General features: G+C 66.7%; 16 protein-coding genes and 2 pseudogenes. 4 read left to right on the top strand and 14 right to left on the bottom strand.

The features are described 5' to 3' along the window. Positions 1 to 33: 33 nt before the first annotated feature. The 8 genes from OKW39_RS17180 to OKW39_RS17215 all read right to left on the bottom strand — a co-directional run bounded on the left by OKW39_RS17180 (position 34) and on the right by OKW39_RS17215 (position 7,938). Positions 34 to 1,503, bottom strand: coding sequence for a sigma 54-interacting transcriptional regulator (locus tag OKW39_RS17180; RefSeq protein WP_429363302.1), 1,470 nt, complete (start codon positions 1,501 to 1,503; stop codon positions 34 to 36). A 24-nt stretch (positions 1,504 to 1,527) separates the two neighbouring features. After that, a complete protein-coding gene (locus OKW39_RS17185) occupies positions 1,528 to 2,979 on the bottom strand; it encodes a hypothetical protein (protein ID WP_429563096.1) in 1,452 nt (483 codons plus the stop codon). Positions 2,980 to 3,072: 93 nt separating this feature from the next. Continuing rightward, positions 3,073 to 3,882, bottom strand: coding sequence for a peptidase C39 (locus OKW39_RS17190; protein WP_429563097.1), 810 nt, complete (start codon positions 3,880 to 3,882; stop codon positions 3,073 to 3,075). 7 nt (positions 3,883 to 3,889) lie between these two features. After that, complete coding sequence (locus OKW39_RS17195; protein WP_090801251.1) at positions 3,890 to 4,603, bottom strand: C39 family peptidase; 714 nt, start codon at positions 4,601 to 4,603, stop codon at positions 3,890 to 3,892. A gap of 105 nt (positions 4,604 to 4,708) precedes the next feature. Beyond that, positions 4,709 to 6,100, bottom strand: a complete 1,392-nt coding sequence (locus tag OKW39_RS17200) for a hypothetical protein (RefSeq protein WP_429563098.1) — start codon at positions 6,098 to 6,100, stop codon at positions 4,709 to 4,711. A 25-nt stretch (positions 6,101 to 6,125) separates the two neighbouring features. Further along, entirely contained in the window at positions 6,126 to 6,794 is a 669-nt protein-coding gene (locus tag OKW39_RS17205; protein ID WP_429563099.1) for a hypothetical protein, read from the bottom strand. Continuing rightward, entirely contained in the window at positions 6,791 to 7,342 is a 552-nt protein-coding gene (locus OKW39_RS17210; protein WP_429563100.1) for a hypothetical protein, read from the bottom strand. Before OKW39_RS17210 ends, OKW39_RS17205 begins: the two co-directional genes overlap by 4 nt. 119 nt (positions 7,343 to 7,461) lie before the next feature. Further along, the gene (locus OKW39_RS17215; RefSeq protein ID WP_429563101.1) at positions 7,462 to 7,938 is read right to left on the bottom strand and encodes a hypothetical protein; all 477 of its coding nucleotides are present in this window, start codon (positions 7,936 to 7,938) and stop codon (positions 7,462 to 7,464) included. Between the two features lie 540 nt (positions 7,939 to 8,478). Here OKW39_RS17215 and OKW39_RS17220 point away from each other — a divergent pair. Both OKW39_RS17220 and OKW39_RS17225 read left to right on the top strand, forming a co-directional pair. Next, positions 8,479 to 9,873, top strand: a complete 1,395-nt coding sequence (locus OKW39_RS17220; protein ID WP_090801240.1) for a sigma-54 dependent transcriptional regulator — start codon at positions 8,479 to 8,481, stop codon at positions 9,871 to 9,873. 334 nt (positions 9,874 to 10,207) lie between these two features. Next, on the top strand, positions 10,208 to 11,179 hold the full coding sequence (locus OKW39_RS17225) for a thymidylate synthase (RefSeq protein WP_429563102.1): 972 nt from the start codon (positions 10,208 to 10,210) through the stop codon (positions 11,177 to 11,179). Positions 11,180 to 11,291: 112 nt separating this feature from the next. Here OKW39_RS17225 and OKW39_RS17230 read toward each other — a convergent pair whose 3' ends face one another. Together OKW39_RS17230 and OKW39_RS17235 are read right to left on the bottom strand one after the other, a co-directional pair. Further along, positions 11,292 to 13,841, bottom strand: a complete 2,550-nt coding sequence (locus tag OKW39_RS17230) for a DUF6600 domain-containing protein (RefSeq protein WP_429563103.1) — start codon at positions 13,839 to 13,841, stop codon at positions 11,292 to 11,294. A gap of 149 nt (positions 13,842 to 13,990) precedes the next feature. Further along, positions 13,991 to 14,705 (bottom strand): annotated as a pseudogene (locus tag OKW39_RS17235) (ArsR/SmtB family transcription factor). A 208-nt stretch (positions 14,706 to 14,913) separates the two neighbouring features. On the opposite strand from OKW39_RS17235, the gene OKW39_RS17240 reads away from it, so the two are divergent. After that, a complete protein-coding gene (locus tag OKW39_RS17240) occupies positions 14,914 to 15,054 on the top strand; it encodes a hypothetical protein (RefSeq protein ID WP_167368602.1) in 141 nt (46 codons plus the stop codon). Between the two features lie 118 nt (positions 15,055 to 15,172). Beyond that, on the top strand, positions 15,173 to 15,679 hold the full coding sequence (locus OKW39_RS17245) for an acyl-CoA thioesterase (protein ID WP_090801232.1): 507 nt from the start codon (positions 15,173 to 15,175) through the stop codon (positions 15,677 to 15,679). A 10-nt stretch (positions 15,680 to 15,689) separates the two neighbouring features. On the opposite strand, the gene fumC is transcribed toward OKW39_RS17245, so the two are convergent. From fumC to OKW39_RS17265, 4 genes and pseudogenes are all read right to left on the bottom strand, one after another. Next, complete coding sequence (gene fumC / locus OKW39_RS17250) at positions 15,690 to 17,087, bottom strand: class II fumarate hydratase (RefSeq protein WP_429563104.1); 1,398 nt, start codon at positions 17,085 to 17,087, stop codon at positions 15,690 to 15,692. Between the two features lie 15 nt (positions 17,088 to 17,102). After that, entirely contained in the window at positions 17,103 to 18,704 is a 1,602-nt protein-coding gene (locus OKW39_RS17255; RefSeq protein WP_429563498.1) for a phospholipase D family protein, read from the bottom strand. Between the two features lie 250 nt (positions 18,705 to 18,954). Beyond that, positions 18,955 to 19,914, bottom strand: a complete 960-nt coding sequence (gene panS, locus OKW39_RS17260; protein ID WP_429563105.1) for a ketopantoate/pantoate/pantothenate transporter PanS — start codon at positions 19,912 to 19,914, stop codon at positions 18,955 to 18,957. A gap of 344 nt (positions 19,915 to 20,258) precedes the next feature. Further along, positions 20,259 to 20,948: pseudogene (locus OKW39_RS17265) on the bottom strand (MATE family efflux transporter); the annotation flags it as partial. Positions 20,949 to 21,019 lie beyond the last annotated feature (71 nt).

Below are 21,019 nucleotides of genomic sequence, written 5' to 3' on the forward strand. Positions count from 1 at the left end.
AGCCGTCGATCCACACCGACGCGTACCCGCCGCTCACTCCCGCGCCGGCCCGTCTGCGGGGAGTGCTCCCTTGTCGTCGGCGCTGCCCGGTTCGCGCAAGCCGTGCACGCCCATCAGCCGATACAGCGTCACTCGGGAAACGTTCAGATCCACCGCCGCCTCGTTCAACCGGTGCCGATGGCGCAGCAGCGCGGCCTCGATCGCGCGCTTCTCGGCAGCCTCGCGCGCCTGCGTGAGCGTCATGCTTTCCTGCTCCGTGTAGCCCGCGAGGTCGAGGTCGTCGGCCGAGATCAGCTTGTTCTCGGCCATCACGATCGCGCGGCGTACGCGGTTGATCAGCTCGCGCACGTTGCCGGGCCAGTTGTAGTTGTAGAGCGCCTCGATCGCCGACGGCGTGAAGCCCCGAATCTTGCGCGCGTTGTCGGTCTTGAACTTGTGCAGCATGTGGTACGCGAGAATCTCGATGTCCCGCCCCCGCGCGCGCAGCGGCGGCTCATCGACGCGCAGCACGCACAGGCGATGAAACAGATCCGCACGGAACTGGCCCTCGCGCATCGCGCCGTCGAGATCGACGTGGGTCGCCGAGATGATGCGCACGTCGACCGGAATCGATTCGCGTCCGCCGAGCCGCTCGATCTTGCCTTCCTGCAGAAAGCGCAGCAGGCTCGCCTGGCTTTCGAGCGGCAGATCGCCGATCTCGTCGAGAAACAGCGTGCCGCCGTCTGCCGCCTCGACGCGGCCGATCTTGCGCTGATTCGCGCCGGTAAAGGCACCGCGCTCGTAGCCGAACAGTTCGGATTGAAGAAGATGAGGCGGGATCGCGCCGCAGTTGATCGGCGTGAAAGGCGCCTTGCGGCGCGGCGAGCGCTCGTGGATCGCGAGCGCGGTCAGCTCCTTGCCAGTGCCCGATTCGCCCGCGATGAACACGCTCGCGTCGGTGTTCGCGACCTTGCGGATCGTGCGAAAAAGCTGTTGCATCGCCTCGCAGGTGCCGACCATTTCCTCGTCGCCCGCTTCGCTGACGGGCGGCGGAAGTTCCGGGTCGCACAGCGCGACCATGCCGAACGCGTGGCCGGCCAGATAGTCGATCGTGGCGTGCGCGACGGGCAGCTTCACGAAGTCGAAGCAGTAGTGGCGCACGAGGCGTCGCACGAGCGGATCGTCGAGCCGCTCGTTGGTCGCCAGCGCGATCCAGCCGATCTGCTGCTGACGCAGGCTCGCCTCGAGCCCGCCGATGTCGCGCGGCGCGAAGCTCGCCAGATCGACGACTCCCGCGCATGCGATGTCAGGTTTCGCGAGCCGCCCGAGTTCGTGCGCCGAGCGCGCCGCCGCGACCTGCCAGCCGCGGCTTTTCAGATGCGCGATCAGCGTTTCGTCGGGCGTGCGCGCGACGTACAGCAGCTGTCGCGCGACGGCGGCGCGCTGCTTCGGCACCGCGAGCGACAGATGCGATCCCGCTGCCGCGACGGAAGCCACACTGGTCAGATGAGGTGAGTCACGCACGTTCGACCTCGTATCGTTGGCACGTCAGAAGGTGTACGGAAAGCGCATGCCGACCACGAAGTTCGGCGCGTCGGGTGTGAGTCCGATCGATACCGAGCCGTTGATGGTCAGATGCTTGTTCACGACGTGGTTCAGGCCAAAATTCATCGCCGCGGCCGTGGTTTCGCTGCCCGGCACCTTCTGATAGCTGCCGCCCGGCGACTTGGTCTGCGACGCGGGTTCGAGCGCCATCGTGAACGACACGCTGGCCGAATCCTTGTCGGAGAACGCGAGCGCGACGCCTCCACCGAACTGCACGATGTCGCCGAGCTTGACCGTCGCCGGTTCGGTTTGTCCCTGCACCGACGAGATGTCCGCGAACGAACGCGCAAGGTTGTAGGTATAGGAAACGCTGCCGAACAGCACGACCGGGTCGTAGGTCTTCAGCACCGACAGACCCGCCGTGATGTTCCAGAAGCCGGTGCCGGTCGGCAGTCTGGTCGGCGCGACGAGGTTGGTGTTGTCCGCGTCGACCTGCACGACTTTTTCGCCGAACGGCGAGCTGCCGGTCGGCGCCTTCACGCGCAGACTGCCGACCACGTCCGGCAAGGCATTGGTTTCCCTGACGAACTGGTAGTAGATGCCGAAGTTCACGTCGCCGATGTCGTGACTCGACACCGTCGCGTCCGACAGCGTGCTCGCCGCGCCGCCCGCGCCGCCGACGATGAAGGTGCTGCGCCGATACAGGTACGGCACGTCGACGTCGACATTGATGCGGTCGGACACGCCGTAGCGCGTGTCGAGGTCCGCCATTACCTGGTGCGACTTGGTCTGGCCGAGGTTGATGTTGCCGAGGAAAATCGCGTCGAGCGCGAGGAAGCCCGACAACTGCAACTGGCGACGGTCGTAGTAGGTGTCGCTGATGCCGAAGTCCATCGTCAGCTTGTGGTCGAAGAGCGGCGCATGCTCGCGTTGCACGACCGCCTGCTCGGCCTGCGTGCGCACCGGTTCGTTCGCGCGCTGGGTCCGGCCGACCGCGCCGCTGCCGTCGGTGGCGGCGGGCAGGCCGCCGGCGCTGGCGTTGCCTGCATTGCTGCCGTCCGGCGTCGGCGGATTGACCGGCACGCCGGTCGCGGTGCCGGTGGTGCCCGCCGGCGCGGGCGCGCCGGGCGCGATCTGCGCGAGCGGCGGCAGCGGCACCGGCAGGCCGTCGGCGCCCGGCTGCTCGGCCACCGTGTCGCTGCCCGCGGGGGCGTCGGCGCGCGGCACGCCGCGTCCGCGCTGCGCCATCTCGAGTTCGGTGACCTGCCGTTCGAGCGAATGGATCTGCCGCTGCTGCTCGTCGACGACGCGCATCAGCGTGTTCAGACGGTCCTCCACGGATTGACCGGCGAGCGCCTGCGCGCTCGCCAACTGAGAAAGAGCCCACAGCATCACGGCGGCCGGAATGGCCGCGAGAGCCATGCGCGGTGCCCTGGGCGATGACACTTTTTTCATTTTTGCTCCCCCGGTGGTCCGGCCGCGCGGTGCTGACTGCGCGGCCGTTTCTTTACTGCTTTTGCTGCAACGGGCAGGTGGCGGCCCGCTTCGTCATCTCCTGTTTTGCAGTGCCTGCAGTACGCCTAACTGACGAAGCATCGAAGCCGACATCTGCTGGGTTTGCAGATGCAGTTGCAGGGCGTTGGCGACTTGCTGGTTATTGCCTGCAATCTGCAGCAACTGGGCGATCTGCCCGTTGCTCGGCGCGATGGTCTGGGTGGCGAGCCCAGCGGGTGTCTGCAGCGCCACGTTCACGCCGTTGCTGCCGAACGAAATGCCGGCTTTCACGGAGCCGGTCGAATTGCTGGCCGATGCCGACGGCGAGTTGGCGGAGCTCGTCAGCGTCACGGCGCTGTTGTTGAAGTCAATTAGCGCGGTGTTGGTGCCGCTGTTGCGATCGCCCGCGACCTGGGTGATCTGCGACACGCCATTGACACCGATGCTCTGGCCGCCGCGCGCCTGGGCATTCGGGTTGGCGCCCGAATCGCCTGGTTGGCCGTGCGCGCCGCCGCTCACGCTGGCGAACGTGCTGACGGAGTTCGTGAGCTGGCCGCCGCCGTTCTGCACCGCGCTCAGCGATCCCTGGGCGAGCGCGCTCGCGCCGTTGGGCAACTGCCATTGCGAAATGACGTTCAGCACGAAGCCGGAGATCATCGTCGCGCCGGCGTATTTGCCGGTCTGGGTCGCGAGCACGTCGTCGCCGACGAGTTGCACCCGCAGGGGCGCGGCGCCTGGCTCGGGTGGTATCGAAAGTTCGGGAGCCGGTGGCGAGGCGGCGCCCTCCGAAGCGTGGGCAAGGCCGCCTGCGCCGCAGGCGACGGCGCAGAGCACGAACCCAAGCTGTGTGAAGTGTGACTTCATGGCGGGATCAGAACATGTCTGCCTTGTTCAAGCCGTACTCGAAAAAGGGAGTCGCGGCGGTGCCGGCTGCCAGCGCAGCGGCGCGCAGCTTCAGCGCGAGCGACTCGTTGTCCTGCAACAGTGGTGAATCCTCCCTGAAGGGTTTGCCGAGGACCGCGAACACGAGACCGTTCCAGGTCTTCGCGAAGTCCTCTTCGAGCACGATGCGATTGCCGAGCGCCGGGTCCGCGATGAACACGCGGCCGTCCTGCGCATGCTTGACGATCACGAAATGCTCGTAGCCGTCGATGTTCATCAGGACCATCACGGGGATCTGAAGATGGTGGAGCGCTTCGACGTTGACGCGAAAGCCGCGGCCGCGCAGTCCGATGGTCTCGACGAAGTGCTTCATGTCGAGCATCGAGAAGCCGTTCTTGACGACGACTTCGGGGGTTGAAAAGACCATCATCCGGCGAATCAGTTCGGTTTCCGGAATATCGATGCCGTAGCCGTACTTGAGGAGGGTGGCGAGCGCCGCCGCGCCGCAGCTGTAATCGAATTGCTGATTGACGATGTGGTTGTAACGCAGGTCCTTCATCGAACGGACCGTCTTCGTCAACGGCACGCCGACGAACGTGGACGTGTCGATGCTCGACTGTGCGGCGGCGTGATCCGCGCACAGCACGCACCCTGCCAGCGCTACGGCGAACGGTAGCGCCGGGAACCCCTTGAACCCGGTCATGCTGGTCTCCTGCCCGATCCGCGCCGGCAGCTTCGATGGCTGCCGGCGCGTCCCTCCGACTGCTTTGTGCTTCTTCTGCTTGCCCGCGCTCGCCGCGTCGTCGGCTTACTTGCCGCTGTTCAGCGCCGCGATGGCGAGGCCGTTGTGCTGCAAGTTGCCCGCGCCGCCGGCGATGTTCACGCCGATGTTTCCGGAGGCGCCTTTCAGTGTATCGGCACCCAGACTCGCGTTGCCCTGGAATTGCCCGTGGACGGTCATCGTCGCGGATTGCGAGTTGTCGTCCGTCGCATCCATCGCGGTGGTCAGCGCCTTGCCCGGCGAGGTCGTCGTCACGGCGCCGGCAAGCGCGTTGTCCTGCGCGTTGCCGATACCGGAAGCGATGTTCACACCGACGTTGCCCGTCACACCCGACAGCGACCCGTTGCCGACCGACGCGTTCAGATTGAAGTTATGGATCGTCGCGCTGCCGCCCGAGGACTGCACGTTGAAGGCCTGCGCGTTGCCGAACACGTTGCCGACGTCGACCGAGGCGAGCGACACGTCGTTGCTCTGCGCGTTGTCGATGCCTTCCGCGATGTTGATGCCGAGGTTGCCCGACACGTTGCTGGCTGCGTTGGTGCCGGTGGTTGCATTCAGCGTGGCGGCAGCTTCGTTGTTGATGTGCTGCGTGATCGAGCCGCGCGTCGTCACGTCGGTCGTCGACATGCCTGCGTCGATGCCCCAGGCGGCGCCATACGAGTCGCTCGACGACGAGCGGCTGCGCGAGTAGCCCGACGATTGCTCGCCGACCATCGCATAGCCGGAGCCTTCGCTCGCCCTGAAGCCCCATGAACGGCTTTGCCCGGACGCTTCGCTCGCTTCGAAGCCGCCGGCGACGCCCGACGAGTTCGCGTAGCTCGATTCGCGATAACCGGCCTGCAGGCCGCCGCGGGCGCTGAACGAGCCGCTGCCGTGCGAGAACGTGTTGTGGTCCTGATAGCTGTAGCTGCCGCCGATCGAGCCGCCGGCCGACAGCTGGCCGCCCGAGTTCTGACTTGTGTGCGAGAAGCTGCCCGCAATGCCGGCTGCCTGCTGGCTGGTTTCATAGCCGCTGCTCGTCACGCTCGCGCTCTGGCTGCCGTACGCATAGCCGCCGGAGGCTTCGAAGCCCTGCGAGCCCGAGCTCGACGACGTATGGTTTTGCGTCGTGAACGCGAATGCCGAGCCGCCGCCCCTGACCGACGTTGTGCTGTTGTTCAGGGTCGTGGTCACGTTGCCGCTGGTGTAGGTCTGGGCCTGCGGATCGAGCGTCGCATTCACGTTGACGGTCTGATTGTTGTTGATCACAGCGTTAGCCGTGCTGGAGACATGCACGCAGCCAAACAGTCCGACCAGACCTTCGACGCCGACCATCTCGCCGACGACCGTCGTATTGAACAGGTAGGCCTTCTGCGGCGCGGCAAGCACGCTGCCGGACGCGGCAACGAGGACGGCCGTGGCAATGAGAGTGCGCTTCATGATTCGCTCCGATACTTAAGTGTGGTCAGTTAAAAAAAGTGCCCGCCGGGGGACGGAGCACAAAACTGTTTGCCGTGGCATTACCGGCGCCGGCTGCCTGGTTGACCTGCACGATTCCGTTCGCGTTGCGCAAGGCGTCGCTGGAAATGCTTGCCTCGCGCACGCCGTGAATCGCGTTCGACTGCCCCGGACTGCCGTTTTTCGGGGCCGTCGCGGATAGCTCCCCATCCGAGACGGTCTCGACTCCGAGCGCCGCAGTCCCGATCTGGGTGCTGTTGCGCTGCAGATTCCCTGCTCCGGCCGACTGGTTCACCAGCACCGCGCCGGATGTGTTCGAAAACGCATTGGCTTCGATCGACGCCTGCGCGCGCGGCACGTTCGCGGCCACCGACGCGCTTTGCACGCTCGCGTTCGCGTTGCCGACCGCGGCGCCGTTCGTCACCGTGATCTGGTTGGCCTGCGCGTTGTCGAGGCCAGCCGTTTCGTTGACCGTGAGCGCGCCCGTCGCGCCCATGCCCGCGCCGGGGCCGATCGTCGCGATGGCGCCGACGATGGGCACCGCTTGCGCCTGCGCGTGAGCCGCGCCGGCGACGAACGCAGCGACGCCCATGCACAGGCACGCGCAGACGCGCAGGGCCGGGCGCGCCGCAGCGATTTGCCGCGAGCGCAGCGAGGGGCGCAGGCATGTGCTCATTTCAGACCTCCGAGCGCGCCGCCGAGCACGTTCGATAGCGGTGCGAGCGCGCCCGTCACCGACGAGCTGATCGTGCCGCCGACGCCCGTAGCCGGTCCGCCGATGCCGCCCGAGTTCAGCGGGATCGTGTTGCCGGTCGCCTTGCCGGAGAGGATCTGCGTGACGGCCTGCAAGCCGGTGCCACCGAGTACGCCGCCGGCGGCGACGCCGTTCGAGCCGTGCGCGTTCGTCAGATCGGTGTCGCCGACGAGCGTCGCGATCGTCGGCTCGAACGAGTTGGCCGGGAACGTGGTGGCGCGCACGGCGACCGGGTCCTGGTCGCGCGGCACGGAGACGAACGCGTCGCGCGGCGTGACGCTGCGCTCGACGACGAGGTCGCCCGGATTGGCAACCTGCTCGGCATAGGCATGGCTCGTGAAGCAGGCGGTGACGAGGACGCTGGCGAGAAGGGCGGTGCCGGCCGAAGCGGCGCGCGGCAAGACGGGAGCGTTGCTGAACGACGCCGCCGGCAGCCCGAGGGCGTGCGGCGTCTGTTGGTTCGTACTCATGTCCCGGTCCCTTCTCTCTTGTTGCCTGTGTCCCGCCGTCGTGGGGCGCGTCACTGCTCGCGCGGCCACCGGTCCTGCATTGCCTGGTTATTTGCCGTCTGTTCGTGGCTTCGTCGTGCTTACTTGCGCTGGTATGTCGCGACGTTGCCCTGGGCGACGCGCGCGGCATCGACGGGCACCGGCAGCGGCGAGGGTGGCGCGATCTCGTCCCACAACGTCACCTGGTTGCCGCCGCTTTGCATCAACCGGGGCGTCGCGGCGACCATCAACATGCCGAGCGCGCCGCCGCGTTGCCGCGACAGCATCTGGTCGTCGAGCGAAATATCGTTCATGGATGCAGCATCGGCAGCCGGGGTCGACGGGTTGGTGGCAATCTGGCTGTTGTCCTCCGCGGCAACCGGCGCGGTGGCTTGCAGGCTGGCGGAGGCGGGGTCGGCGGCATCGCCGGAATCCGTCAGCGTGGCGAATCGCGCCGGGGCGGCTTGCGCTGTCGGAGTGCCGGCACTCGCCGGCAGGGCGCTGAACGCGAGAGCTGCGCAGATCGCGAAGTATGGTGCGCGGCGGCTTATCAGATCGATGCGGAATGCGAGTCGCATGATGTGTCTCCTTGGTGCACGCCAATTAGCGAAACGTGTGCCATCGTTCGCAATCCATTGATACGTCTGGCGCCAACCGGCGCAAACACGACTAATGCGTTCCAAATCGGGAAAAAACGTTGCAGCCCTGAAACGGATCAGCAGAAAATACCTATAATTCGTTAATCCGCGAGGTACGAAATACTGTCGCGAGAACGCCACGAAAAGCGCTTCCACTAATGTTTTATTTGTCGGCTGAATAAATCGCGATCGGCCGCTAAGCCTTGATGGGCAATGGGTCAATCGATTAAATTCGCATAATTGTTTTCGAAGCGGCGCGCGTATAGTAAGCTCCCGAAAACAGCTTCAGATTTAAAAAAGGCCCATATCGGGCCGTCTCGAACACACACACGCCGCTTTCTTGGGGATCAGCTGTCCGCACGGAATGGAATGGCCGTTCGGGTTTTGCGATTCGCGAATCCTGGACGAGTCAGCGTGTCTGAACCGCAATTTCAGGTGCATGCGTCGTCCTTAACGTTCGTTGGCGAGAGGATCTGAATAATGGAACCCGCAACGCGGCAACTGATTTACGTTTCGCGTGACCCGAGCGCGGAACTGAATACGCGTTTTATGCAGCGTGGCTGGCATGTCGAAGTCGTGGGATCGGCGCGCGATGCGCGCCGGGCAGTGCGCACCGGCTCGGCTGCTGGCGGCCTGCTCGATCTGTCCAGTGATTTCCAGCCGCACGAAATCGCCGCTTTTGAATCCTGTTTGACCATGCCGAACGTCGGCTGGGTCGCTGCCACTACGCCTGGCCAACTCCAGGACGCCGCGTTGCGCCGGCTCGTGCGCGACTACTGTTTTGATTATGTGACGGTGCCGTCTTCTGGCGACCGTATTGTCGACTCGGTCGGTCATGCGTACGGCATGATCTCGCTGAGCGAAACGGCGTCGCACGACGGCTCGCAAGGCGCCGAGGGCGAGATGGTCGGCTCGTGCGACGCGATGCTCGCGCTGTTCCGCTCGATCCGCAAGGTCGCGATGACCGACGCGCCGGTGTTCATCTCCGGCGAATCGGGTACCGGCAAGGAGCTGACGGCAGTCGCCATTCATGAACGCTCGGCGCGGCGCAACGCGCCGTTCGTGCCGATCAATTGCGGTGCGATCCCGCCGCATCTTCTGCAATCGGAGCTGTTCGGCTATGAGCGCGGTGCGTTCACCGGCGCGAACCAGCGCAAGATCGGCCGGGTCGAGGCGGCCAACGGCGGCACGCTGTTTCTCGACGAAATCGGTGATCTGCCGCTCGAAAGCCAGGCGAGCCTGTTGCGCTTCCTGCAGGAGCGCAAGGTCGAGCGGCTCGGCGGCCATAGCGCGATCGACGTCGACGTGCGCATCATTTCGGCCACGCACGTGGACATGACCGCGGCGATGATCGAAGGGCGCTTCCGTTCCGACCTCTATCACCGCCTCTGCGTGCTGCAGATCGACGAGCCGCCGCTGCGCGCGCGCGGCAAGGACATCGAACTGCTCGCGCGGCACATGCTCGAACGTTTCAAGAAGGATGCGAGCCGCCGCCTGCGTGGCTTCGCGCCCGACGCGATCGCCGCGCTGCATAACTACGGCTGGCCCGGCAACGTGCGCGAACTGATCAATCGGGTGCGGCGCGCGATCGTGATGTCGGAGGGACGCGCGATCACCGCGCGCGACCTCGAACTTGCCGAATACGTCGAGATCGTGCCGGTGTCGCTCGCGCAGGCGCGCGAAGCGGCCGAGCGTCAGGCGATCGAGCTTGCGTTGCTGCGGCATCGCGGGCGGCTCGGAGACGCGGCGCAGGAACTTGGCATCTCGCGAGTAACGCTGTACCGGCTGCTGTGCTCGCACGGCATGCGTCATATGGAAGGTGAGCCGATGGCGCCGCCGCACGGCGATTTGCCGGCGTCGGTGCAGCATCTGTAGGCGGCGGGCGAGCGGTGAGACGGGCGACGTGGCATGTGAAGGTCTGGCGCGTCGCCGTGGGTCTCGGGCTGTGCCGGTTCGGACGGATTGACTGTGCCTTCCGGGCGCAGCGACGCCAGCCGGCAAGCGTCGCGTCGAAGCACTTTTGCATGCACGTGTTTGCCGCCCGTATATCGCGTACCGCGATGTTTTCCTTTCCGTCTGGTATTTCCCTCGATATTCCCCATGCGGCGCGCCATGCCCCGGCGGCGTGCGGTCGCGCTTGTTAGAATCGGGTTTTGCTCAATTCCGTGTGCGCGCCTGATCGGGTTCGCGCCGCGCCGAAGGAAACTGCATGAAACAATACCTGGACCTCGTCCGTACGATTCTCGACACCGGCACGTGGCAGGAAAACCGCACCGGCATCCGCACCATCAGCATGCCCGGCGCGATGCTGCGCTTCGATCTGCAACAAGGCTTTCCAGCGGTCACGACGAAGAAGCTCGCGTTCAAGTCGGCGATCGGCGAGCTGGTCGGGTTTCTGCGTGCTTCGCGCAGCGCCGCGGATTTCCGCGAGCTCGGCTGCAAGGTGTGGGACGGGAACGCGAATCAGAATGCGCAGTGGCTCGCCAATCCGTATCGCGAGGGTCCGGATGATCTCGGTGACGTCTACGGCGTGCAATGGCGCAAGTGGCCCGCCTACAAGGTGCTCGACGCCAGCGCAAGTGCACAACTCGCTGACGCGCAGGCGCGCGGTTTTCGCGTGATCACACAGTTCGACGAAGAAGGCCGCTCGAAGGTGCTGCTTTACAAGGCGATCGACCAGCTGCGCCAGTGTCTCGACACGATCATGCAGAACCCCGCCGATCGACGCATTCTGTTCCATGCCTGGAACCCAGCCGTGCTCGACCAGATCGCTCTACCGGCTTGCCATCTGCTGTACCAGTTTCTGCCGAACGTTACGCGCCGCGAAATTTCGCTGTGCCTGTATATCCGCAGCAACGACGTCGGGCTTGGCACGCCCTTCAATCTGACCGAGGGCGCGGCGCTGCTCCATCTGGTCGGACGGCTGACGGGCTATACGCCGCGCTGGTTCAGCTATTTCATCGGCGATGCGCATATCTACGAGAATCAGCTCGATATGCTGCACCAGCAGCTCGAGCGCGAGCCGTACGAGAGTCCGCGGCTCGCGATTTCCGATCGCGTGCCCGACTACGCGGAGACCGGCGTGTACGAGCCGGAATGGCTCGAGACGATCGAGCCTGCGGATTTCTCTCTGGTCGGCTATCGGCATCACGAGCCGCTGACGGCGCCGATGGCGGTCTGATGTCGGTGGGAGCGGGGCGGTAGCGCTCGCCCTCGTCGTCGTCGAATAACAGAAGCCCCGCGATGGTTTGCATCGCGGGGCTTTATTGTTGCCGGGACGGCAGGCGTCCTGCTCAGCTCTTGTGATGCTCGTCACGGTTGCCGCCGCCCTGGTGCTGCTCGGCATGTTGCGGTTGCGGCTGGGGTTGCGGACGTGGCTGCTGCACCTGCTGGGGCCGCGGTTCGGGGCGTGGCTGCTGCATCTGCGGACGCGGCTCGGGCCGGGCTTGCGGCATCGGCTGTGAACGCGGTTCGAAATGCGGCTGCTGCGCGTGCTGGAACTGCGGTTCGGGCCGAGGGGCTTGCGGCATCGGCTGCGGACGCGGTTCGACACGCCGCTGTTGCGCCTGCTGCATTTGTGGTTCGGGACGCGGTTGCTGCGGCGGGAGGGCGTGCGGCGCCTGTTGCGTCACAGGCGGATGCGAGTTTGGCACTCGCGCCTGTTGCTGCGCGGCCGGGTTGTCCGGCGGATGGGGCACACCGGACTGTTGCGCGAAGCTCGGCTGTTGCGCGCCGCCCGGTTGCGCCATGCGCGGTGCCTGCTGCGCCATCGGGGTATGCGGCTGCGTCCATGCCGGCTGAGACCTGCCGACCGCGCCCCATTCCTGCGGCGCGCCGCGCTGCCGTGCGTACGCCGCCGTGTTGGCTGAATTCCCACCGGCTGCATGCGGCGGCCGCGGCACACCATTCGACGGATGGCCCATATTGCCCGCGAGCCCGCTCTCGCCAGACTGCGGCGGACGCGGCTTGCCGACCGTCTGCGGCGGCATGCCCTGACGCGCTTGCGGCGCTTCGCCATGCGGCCCCACGACGCCGGCTTCGCCGGGCCGCTGGCCAGCCTGCTCGACGCCATGCGGGCCGTTACCGCCCATTGCGCTGGGCGCGCCGGGCGCACCGGCGGCCATCCCCGGCGGACGTCCCGGCACATGCGATTGCACGACCCGCACGTTCGCCATCGGCAGCGCGTTCGGTGCGCCGGTCATATGCGCCGGCACCGCGGTGCGCACGACCGGCTGGCCGCCGCCGGGCACCCGACCGCCGCTTTGCGCGAAGCGCTGCGCGAGCTCGTCGTGATAAGCGGCCGGCATGACGGGATTGCGAGTCGCGACGACCGGCCGGCCGACGACGCTCGCCGGTGGCCGGTAGTTCGCGCGCCGCAGATCCGACCCGAAGCTTTCGCGCACCGGCGCGATCCCCGGTGCGCCCGGGTTGATCCGCGCGTTGCGCCACTGCGCCGGATCGACCTTCTGCGAAAAGCGTCGGACTGGCTGACCGTGCACGAACGCTGTCGCCGGCACGGCTGTCACACCGCCCGGCACGCGATAGTTCACGTATGTGTTGTGGATGTTCACGTTGCGGCGGTAGTCGTTGACGATCGCCGTGCGGTTCACGCGGTCGTAGTACCCAGCGCTCCAGCGGTCGTGACCGCCCCAATGCGGATGCCACCGCTCGCCCGGCCCGAGCGGAAACCACGCGACGCCCGCCGCGATGACGCCGCCGACCGCCAGGTTCACACCCCAGTCGACGCCGCCGTCGTCGTCGCCGACGAATGCGACGAGCGCCGGCGCATAGACCGGCGTCGCGTCCGCTTCGAGCGGACCTGGCACCCAGGCCCACGTGCCGTCGAGCTCGGCCCAGCGGCCGTAGTGGTACGGCGCGAAGCCCCAAGGTTGGTCGTCGACCCAGGTCCAGCCCCACGGCGCCTGCCAGACCCAGTGGCCGTCGTGATACGGCGCCCAGCCGGCCGGCGTCGCACTCGGCACCCACACTTCGCCGTACTGCGGCGTCTCGCGCCATGTGCCGTTGGCATCGAGGTCCTCGTAGCCGGGGATGTCGCGCGACACGTAGCGCGCCGACAGCGAGCGGTCTTCGGTGGCGTCGCGGCTGGCGGCCCACTGGTCGAGTTCGTCGAGAGCAGGGGCGCGGTTGTCGGCGAGCTGCTGCAGGCTGGTGCCGGCAAAGCGGATCTGCTGACCCGCCGCGACCGGCACTTGGCCGCCGTCGCCGTATGCGATCGCGCTGCCGCTGCGCACGGTGACGGTCGTACTGCTGCCGTCCGGCGCGACGTCGACACGGTAGTCGCCGGGACCATTTACGCCGAGCGCAAGGTTCGGCGTGTCGATTTCATACGACGAGCCCGGCGCGAGCTCGCGCACGCGCGTCGATAGCGTGCCTTGCGCGACTTTCAGTTGCGCGGTCGTGTCGTCGAGATTGAGCACGTCGAGGCTCGTGTTCTGGCCGAGGCGCACCGCGGTCGAGCCGATGTGCAGCTCGGAGCGTGCGTTCCGGTCGTTCCATAGCTGGTCGCCGGTCGTCAGCGGCCGGTTGATCTGCGCGTACGACCAGTCGGTCGCGCCGGCGGGCTCGGTGGTCACGGCGCCGGCCGTGTAGTTCAGCCGCGCGACGCGCCCCGGCGGATCGCCCCCCGACGGAGCGCCGCCCGACGGATCGCCGCCCGACGGATCGCCGCCCGGCCCGACGGCCGCCGCGGCTTGTGGCGTGGGTGTCGCTTGCTGCGCCAGGGCGCTCTGCGCCGCGAGCGCGACGGCGGCCGCGATCAGCGTATAGCCGCTCATCCGGCGTCGGATCCCGGCATGCTGCACGGGCTGCTTGGCGTGTGTCATGACTGATCTCCGACGGACGTGGCAATGGGCCGGGTCCGTTCAGTCACTGTACTTGCCGCCTATGTTTCAAGAGTCGCTCATTTGTAATGTGGATTCACTGGCGTGTAACAAAAGGTCTCGCGGCGTCGGGCCGCCGGCAGGTGAACGGTCTATCCGGCCAGAAACGCATCGAATTGTTGATGGCCGGCCGGCGTGACGCGCAGCACGCGCGGCCGCTCGGTCCGCTCGACCCAGCCATGCGCCGACCACGCATCGAGCAACGCCGCGCCGAGCGCGCCGCCCAGATGCGGTCGGCGCATGCTCCAGTCGAGGCAGGTGCAAGCGAAGCGCCGCCGTCGGGTCTTCTGCGCGGCCATATCGACGCCCCAGTCGGCGAAGCGGGCGACGCCCTGCGCGGTCGCTTCGAGCGAAGCGCCGTCTTGCGTCAGCAGTCCGCGCTCGAGCATGCGCTCGAACATGCGCACCGACAGCTCGCCTGCCATGTGGTCGTAACAGGTGCGCGCGTAGCGCATTTCTAGCGGCACGGTGCGTGCCGGACGCGGCACGGAGCGCTGTGGCGCGCTGACCTGCGCGACGTTGGCGAGTGCTTCGATCGATGCGGCGATGTCCGCCGACGCGATACGGAAATAGCGATGCCGGCCGCGCACTTCGAGCGCGAGCAGCCCGCCGTCGGTGAGCCGTCCGAGATGGGCGCTCGCCGCCGATGGCGACAGCCCCGCGATCATCGTCAGTTCGCCGGCTGGGCGGGCGCTGCCGTCCATTAGCGCCCACAGCATCGCGGCGCGGCCGGGATCGGCGAGTAGCGCGCCGATGCGGCTCAGGCCCGGGGAAGTGGTTCTGGTCGTCTAAGAGGGGGGCGGTCATGGCGCGTCTCCTGAATGGGCCAAAGGGCAGCGCGGTCCAATCGCAAAGCCCGCCGCCACGATTCCTACTCTACGCGCATCGGGTATTCGATGTTTCAGCTTCGCGTGAACAATCGATGCGACGGACGTGTCCGGCTCGGTCCGCGTTTGCGCGTCGTCGCGAGCCGCCAGGCTAGAATCGAAGCCTGTCCTTGCAGGAAATCGATGTGATGAAAACTCTTCTCGCCGTCGCCGCGGCGGTTCTGCTGTCCAGCGCCTGCGCGGGGGGCGGAGCCGGCTCGGGGTCGGCCGGCAGCGGCAGCATCAACATGTACGGCACCGTCGACACAGGGATCAGCGTCCACAACTAGGCCCACCCTCGGCCCATCGGCGCGCTTCGCGCCGCGTCCCCAATCGACGCCGCGCCGCGCGCAATATTGCGCTCGTATAATCGCCTCCTTTCAATGCATCCGATTGACCGGAGTCAAGATGAGCACTGTTCCCACCGCACCGCTGGACCGTTCGGAAACCACCTTCCGCTTTCTCGCCGAGCCGACCTCGGTCAACTTCGGCGGCAAGGTGCATGGCGGCGCGCTGATGAAGTGGATCGACGAAACCGCCTACGCATGCGCCGCGGTATGGTCTGGGCGCTATTGCGTGACGGTTAGCGTCGGCAATATCCGTTTCCGTCGGCCGATCCTCGTCGGCAATCTGGTCGAGCTGCGCGCGCGCGTCGTCGCGACGGGCCGCACCAGCATGCACATCCACGTGTCGGTGCACGCGGGCGACCCGAAGGGCGGCGAACTGCTGCAGACCACCGACTGTCTCGTCGTCATGGTCGCCGTCAACGAGAACGGCCATCCGGTGCCGGTGCCCGCCTTCCTGCCAGAGACCGACGAACAGAAACGCCTCGCCAGGTACGCGATGGACGTGAAGGAAGCGCTCGACGCGATCGTCGAGCTGAAGCCGGAAGAAGTCGCGCAGGGAAAGATCTAGGCGCGCATCATCATGCGGTGCGTCCGACCATATCCTTCGGTCGCACCCACTCGTCGAACTGCTGCTCGGTGAGATAGCCGAGCGCCAGCGCCGACGCCTTCAGCGTCGTGCCTTCCTTGTGCGCCTTCTTCGCGATCTGCGCGGCCTTGTCGTAGCCGATGTGCGGATTGAGCGCCGTCACCAGCATCAGCGATTCGTTGAGCAAGGTATCGATGCGCTCGTGATTCGGCTCGATGCCGGCCGCGCAGTTGTCGTTGAAGCTGTGCGCGCCGTCGGCGAGCAGGCGCACCGACTGCAGCACGTTGTGCGCGATCATCGGCCGGAACACGTTGAGCTCGAAGTTGCCGCTCGCGCCGCCGATGTTCGCGGCGACGTCGTTGCCGAACACCTGCGCGCACAGCATCGTCAACGCTTCGGACTGGGTCGGATTGACCTTGCCCGGCATGATCGAGCTGCCCGGCTCGTTTTCGGGGATCGACAGCTCGCCGAGACCGCAGCGTGGGCCGCTCGCGAGCCAGCGGATGTCGTTGGCGATCTTGTTCAGGCTCGCGGCCACCGTTTTGAGCGCGCCGTGCGCGAATACCAGCGCGTCGGCGGCTGCCATCACCTCGAACTTGTTCGGCGCCGACACGAACGGCAGACCGGTCAGCTTGCCGATCGCGGCGGCGACGCCGTCGGCGAACTTCGGGTGCGCGTTCAGTCCCGTGCCGACCGCGGTGCCGCCCTGCGCAAGCTCGTACAGATGCGGCAACGCCGACTCGACGTGCCGGATGCCGTGCTCGAGCTGCGCGACATAGCCCGAGAACTCCTGGCCAAGCGTGAGCGGCGTCGCGTCCTGCAGGTGCGTGCGGCCGATCTTGACGACGTCGGTGAACGCTTTCGCCTTGCCGTCGAGCGTGTCGCGCAACGTTTTCAGCGCGGGCAGCAGATGCTTGACGATGGCATCCGCGGCAGCCACGTGCATCGCGGTCGGAAACACGTCGTTCGACGACTGCCCGCGATTCACGTCATCGTTCGGATGCACCTTGCGCGCTTCGCCGCGCTCGCCGCCGAGCAGCTCGCTCGCGCGGTTCGCGATCACCTCGTTCAGGTTCATGTTGGTCTGCGTGCCCGAGCCGGTCTGCCAGACCGCCAGCGGAAATTCGTCCGGATGCTTGCCGTCGATGATCTCGTCGGCCGCCTGCATGATCGCGCGGGCCTTCTGCTCGTCGAGCACACCGAGGCCGAGGTTGACCTCGGCGGCCGCGCGCTTGATCACCGCGAGCGCGGTGATCAGCTCGGGCGACTGCTTTTCCGTCGAAATCTTGAAGTTCTGCAGCGAGCGCTGCGTCTGCGCGCCCCACAGGCGGGCGTTCGGCACCGCGATTTCGCCGAACGTGTCGCGCTCCATCCGTACGTCTTCAGTCATGGTTGACTCCGCTTCTCAAAGTTCCGAGTTGACAGGCAATAACGAGAATAGACCCGTTAGCGCATTCCGGTAAAAACCGGCCTGCGGATCGAAAATGTAGGTGCGCGTCTGGCCGTTCTCGACGTCGGTCCAGACGAGCGGCGACAGGGGCGCGCCGATCGAGCGCAGATAGGCGAGCTGGGCCGCGTCGGCGAGCGTCACGTGGTAGCTGTGATCGGGCTGGATGGCGCGCTCGAAGATGCCGGCGACCTGATTCGCGAGTTCGGGGCTGTGGATCACGAGTGCGAGCTCGGTGTTCAGATTGGCCGAGCGCGGGTCGAGGTTCATCGAGCCGATGACGAGAATCTGGTGGTCGATCACATAAGTCTTCGCATGCAAACTCGCGCGCGAACGCGAGCCGACCAGCCCCACGTTCGGCGTGTCCTGGAATGACCTGAATTCGTACAGTTCGACGCCTGCCTTTAGCAGCGGCACCCGGAACGGGCTGTAGCCGGCCTGCACGGCGACCGCGTCGGTAGCCGCGAGCGAGTTGGTCAGCACTGCGATGCGGATGCCGCGGCGCGTGAGCTCGCCGGCCGCCTGCACGCCCGACGCGTGCGGCACGAAGTAGGGCGACACGATCAGGAAGTCGTGCTGCGCGTCGCGCATCAGTTCGCGCAGCCGCGCGAGCGGCGGGCTCACGTAGTCCGGCGACGGATGCGCGATCTTCTCCGGCAGGTCCGCCCAGAATTCCGCACTTGCCCACGTGAGGCCGAGCTGCTCGCTCGTAATCTGCGCGGCGAGCGGCGTCGCGTTCAGCGGTTTCGCGTTGTACGGATCGGCATTGGTGCGCCAGTGGTGGCGCAGGTCGTCGCGCGTCTGGTCGAGTTCTTTCTGGTCGAATTTCTGCTTGTTCAGCGCACGCAGCGGATAGGCGAGGTCGCTGTTCCAGTAGTCGTCGAAACTCGCTGAGACGTCGGCGACGATCGGGCCCGCCGCGAGCACGTCCATGTCGCGGAACTGCAGCGTTTCGCTGGCGCTGAAGTACTCGTCGCCAAGATTGCGCCCGCCGACGATCGCGAGCTGGTTGTCCGCGATCATCGCCTTGTTGTGCATGCGGCGCGTGAAGTGGCCGATCTGCGTGAATACGTTCGTGGTGCGCTCGAACATGCCTTGCTGGGCGCTGCCGAACGGATTGAAGACGCGGATCTCGATGTTGTCGTGCGAGTTCAGCCCCGCCATGATGCGGTCGATGTCCTTGAAGTTCAGATCGTCGACCAGCATGCGCACGCGCACGCCGTGATCGGCCGCATACAGCGCGGCGCCGAGCAGCAGCTTGCCGGTGGTGTCCTCGTTGGCAATGTAGTACTGCATGTCGAGGGTTTTGGTCGCCGCGCGCGCGAGCGCGATGCGCATCTGCAACGCGTCGGTGCCGTTCGCCAGCACGCGAAAGCCCGACTGCTCCGGATGCTTCGCCTCGAACGGCGCGAGCGCTTCGCGCAGCGGCGTATCCGCGGTGGCGGGGAGTGCGTGCGTGAGCTGGCGGTTGAACGCGGTGGCGGGCGGCTTCGTCGCGCAGGCGGTCACCAACGCCGCCGCGCAAGAGAGCAGGAAAAATTGCCTCGTCGTGCTGACTATCGAGTGGCGGCGCGCGGCCCGCCGATGTTGTTCGAATTGGCCCTGCACGCTGTTTTCCCCTTGTTTTGCAAGCTTTTCGCGTGGCGACAGCGAAGGCCTGCGCACGCTGTCGAGAAAACCATTCTAAGGGAATTGGGGCGCGTGTTCGTCGTTCGTCTGCAAACGCAGCAGCGTGCCGCGCGTCGGTCGGGAGGGCGCCGCGATTCGGTGATCCATCACCCGATGCGAACCGCGGCGCGCCCACGCTCTATCAGACGCGCCCGGCGCGCAGCGCGCGCTCGCCGTCGGGATGGGTCGAGCCTTTCGCCGGGCGACCCGCCCACACTCCCGCGAGCAGCGAGCCCGACAGGTTGTGCCAGACCGAGAACAGCGCGCCCGGCAGCGCGGCGAGGGGCGTGAAGTAGAGCTTGCCGAGCGTCGCGGCGAGACCGGAGTTCTGCATGCCCACTTCGATCGCGAGCGTACGGCAGACGGCTTCGTCGAAACCGAGCAGACGGCCGCCCCAGTAGCCGCCGAGCAGGCCGATGCCGTTGTGCAGGATGACGCCGACCATCACGACGAGGCCCACCGACGCGATGCTCTTCTGCGTGCCGCCCACCACCGCGCCGATGATCAGCACGATCGCGACCATCGACACGAGCGGCAGGATCGGTTCGATCTTGCGCACGAGCTTGCCGAACAGATGATTGACGACGAGACCGACGACGATCGGCAGCGCGACTATCTGCAGGATGCTCATCAGCATGCCGTGCACGTCGACGACGATCGACGCGTCGACGTAAAGGCGCGTGAGCAGCGGGGTCGCGAACACGCCGACGAGCGTCGACAGCGCGCTGATCGTCACCGACAGCGCGACGTCGCCGCGCGCGAGATAAATCATCACGTTCGACGCGGTGCCGCTGGCGACGCTGCCGACCAGCACCATGCCGGCGGTCAGCTCGGGCGGCATGCGCAGCGCCCGGGCGATGACCCACGCGGCGAGCGGCATCACGAGGTAGTGCAGCACGATGCCGGCGATCACCGGCGCGGGCCGCGAAAACACGCGCAGGAAATCGCCGGCCGACAGCGTGACGCCCATCGCCAGCATGATGATCGTGAGGAGCGTGGTGACGTGCGGCGCAACGCCGGAAAACGAGGCCGGCGACAAGTACGCGGCGACCGAGACGAGCACGGCCCAGAGCGGGAACAGGCGGGTGACGCGGGCAAGCATGGCGGGTGGTCCTTGGTTATGTTGTATCGCGGGAAAGCGGGGGCTGCGGCGCGGCCGGGTGTCGGCTGGCGGCTGGCGTTGCGGCGTTTGCCGCGCCAAAACGGGTGAAGCGGCTGCGGCCAAGCGCCGTGGCGAAAGCGCGGCAAAAACGGGCGGCCAATTGAAGCCGCACGCGAAGCGGGCAATGGTGAGCGCGCGAGCGGCGCCAATCCGGCGCCTGCCTTCGTGAGGCGCGCCGTCGTGCGGTTCGTGACGCGTGAGCGCGGGTTAGCGCTCGCGTTCCGCGGCGGCCATTTTACCTTTTACAGGGAGTGCTTCAGGAGTGGAGCGTACGGCTACTTCGCTCAAACCGAGCGCGCGGGCGGCGTGGCCGATGCCGCCGTCGGCGCCTGCCGCCGGCTCAGCCTGTGAAAACGCAGCGTCATCAGCAGCGCGACGCTCGCGAGACCTGCGGCGAGCCCCCACCACAAGCCGCGCGCGCCGAGGCCGGCGTGAAACGCGAGCAGATAGCCGGTCGGAAAACCGATCACCCAGTAGCCGAACGCGGCCGCGATCATCGGCACGCGCGTGTCCTTCAGGCCGCGCAGACAACCGGAGCCCACCGCCTGCATCCCGTCGACGATCTGGAAAATCGCCGCCACGCCGAGCAGCGAACTGGCGAGCGCGATGGTCGGCGCATTGGCCGGGTCGTCCAGATGCAGATACAGACCGACGATCCAGTGCGGCGCGGTGATCAGCACGAGGCCCGACATCGACATGAAGCCGACGCCGAGGGCGAGCGCGACGAAGCCCGCGTGGCGCGCGGCGAGCGGCTGACCGGCGCCGGCCCAGTAGCCGACCCGCACGTTGGCCGCCTGGCCGATCGACAGCGGCACCATGAACGCGACCGACGCGACGTTCAGCGCGATCTGATGCGCGGCCAGTTGCGATTCGCCGAGCAGGCCGACCATCAGGCCAGTGGCGAGGAACAGCGTCGACTCGACGCCGTAGGTGATCGCGACCGGCCAGCCGATGCCGAACAATTCGCCCATCAACGAATTAGTAAGGACTTTCCCGATCTCGTGGCATAGCGATATGCCAGGATGGTTGGTGCTAGACAACTCAT

It is taken from the genome of Paraburkholderia sp. MM6662-R1 (genome assembly GCF_050436245.1).
In the GTDB taxonomy this organism is placed as follows: Bacteria; Pseudomonadota; Gammaproteobacteria; order Burkholderiales; family Burkholderiaceae; genus Paraburkholderia; species Paraburkholderia tuberum.

Bases quoted from the DNA above. Each gene is read 5' to 3' on its own strand.
- OKW39_RS17185 (WP_429563096.1), bottom strand. From the start codon at position 2,979: ATGAAAAAAGTGTCATCGCCCAGGGCACCGCGCATGGCTCTCGCGGCC.
- OKW39_RS17190 (WP_429563097.1), bottom strand. From the start codon at position 3,882: ATGAAGTCACACTTCACACAGCTTGGGTTCGTGCTCTGCGCCGTCGCC.
- OKW39_RS17195 (WP_090801251.1), bottom strand. From the start codon at position 4,603: ATGACCGGGTTCAAGGGGTTCCCGGCGCTACCGTTCGCCGTAGCGCTG.
- OKW39_RS17200 (WP_429563098.1), bottom strand. From the start codon at position 6,100: ATGAAGCGCACTCTCATTGCCACGGCCGTCCTCGTTGCCGCGTCCGGC.
- OKW39_RS17205 (WP_429563099.1), bottom strand. From the start codon at position 6,794: ATGAGCACATGCCTGCGCCCCTCGCTGCGCTCGCGGCAAATCGCTGCG.
- OKW39_RS17210 (WP_429563100.1), bottom strand. From the start codon at position 7,342: ATGAGTACGAACCAACAGACGCCGCACGCCCTCGGGCTGCCGGCGGCG.
- OKW39_RS17215 (WP_429563101.1), bottom strand. From the start codon at position 7,938: ATGCGACTCGCATTCCGCATCGATCTGATAAGCCGCCGCGCACCATAC.
- OKW39_RS17220 (WP_090801240.1), top strand. From the start codon at position 8,479: ATGGAACCCGCAACGCGGCAACTGATTTACGTTTCGCGTGACCCGAGC.
- OKW39_RS17225 (WP_429563102.1), top strand. From the start codon at position 10,208: ATGAAACAATACCTGGACCTCGTCCGTACGATTCTCGACACCGGCACG.
- OKW39_RS17230 (WP_429563103.1), bottom strand. From the start codon at position 13,841: ATGACACACGCCAAGCAGCCCGTGCAGCATGCCGGGATCCGACGCCGG.
- OKW39_RS17240 (WP_167368602.1), top strand. From the start codon at position 14,914: ATGAAAACTCTTCTCGCCGTCGCCGCGGCGGTTCTGCTGTCCAGCGCC.
- OKW39_RS17245 (WP_090801232.1), top strand. From the start codon at position 15,173: ATGAGCACTGTTCCCACCGCACCGCTGGACCGTTCGGAAACCACCTTC.
- fumC (WP_429563104.1), bottom strand. From the start codon at position 17,087: ATGACTGAAGACGTACGGATGGAGCGCGACACGTTCGGCGAAATCGCG.
- panS (WP_429563105.1), bottom strand. From the start codon at position 19,914: ATGCTTGCCCGCGTCACCCGCCTGTTCCCGCTCTGGGCCGTGCTCGTC.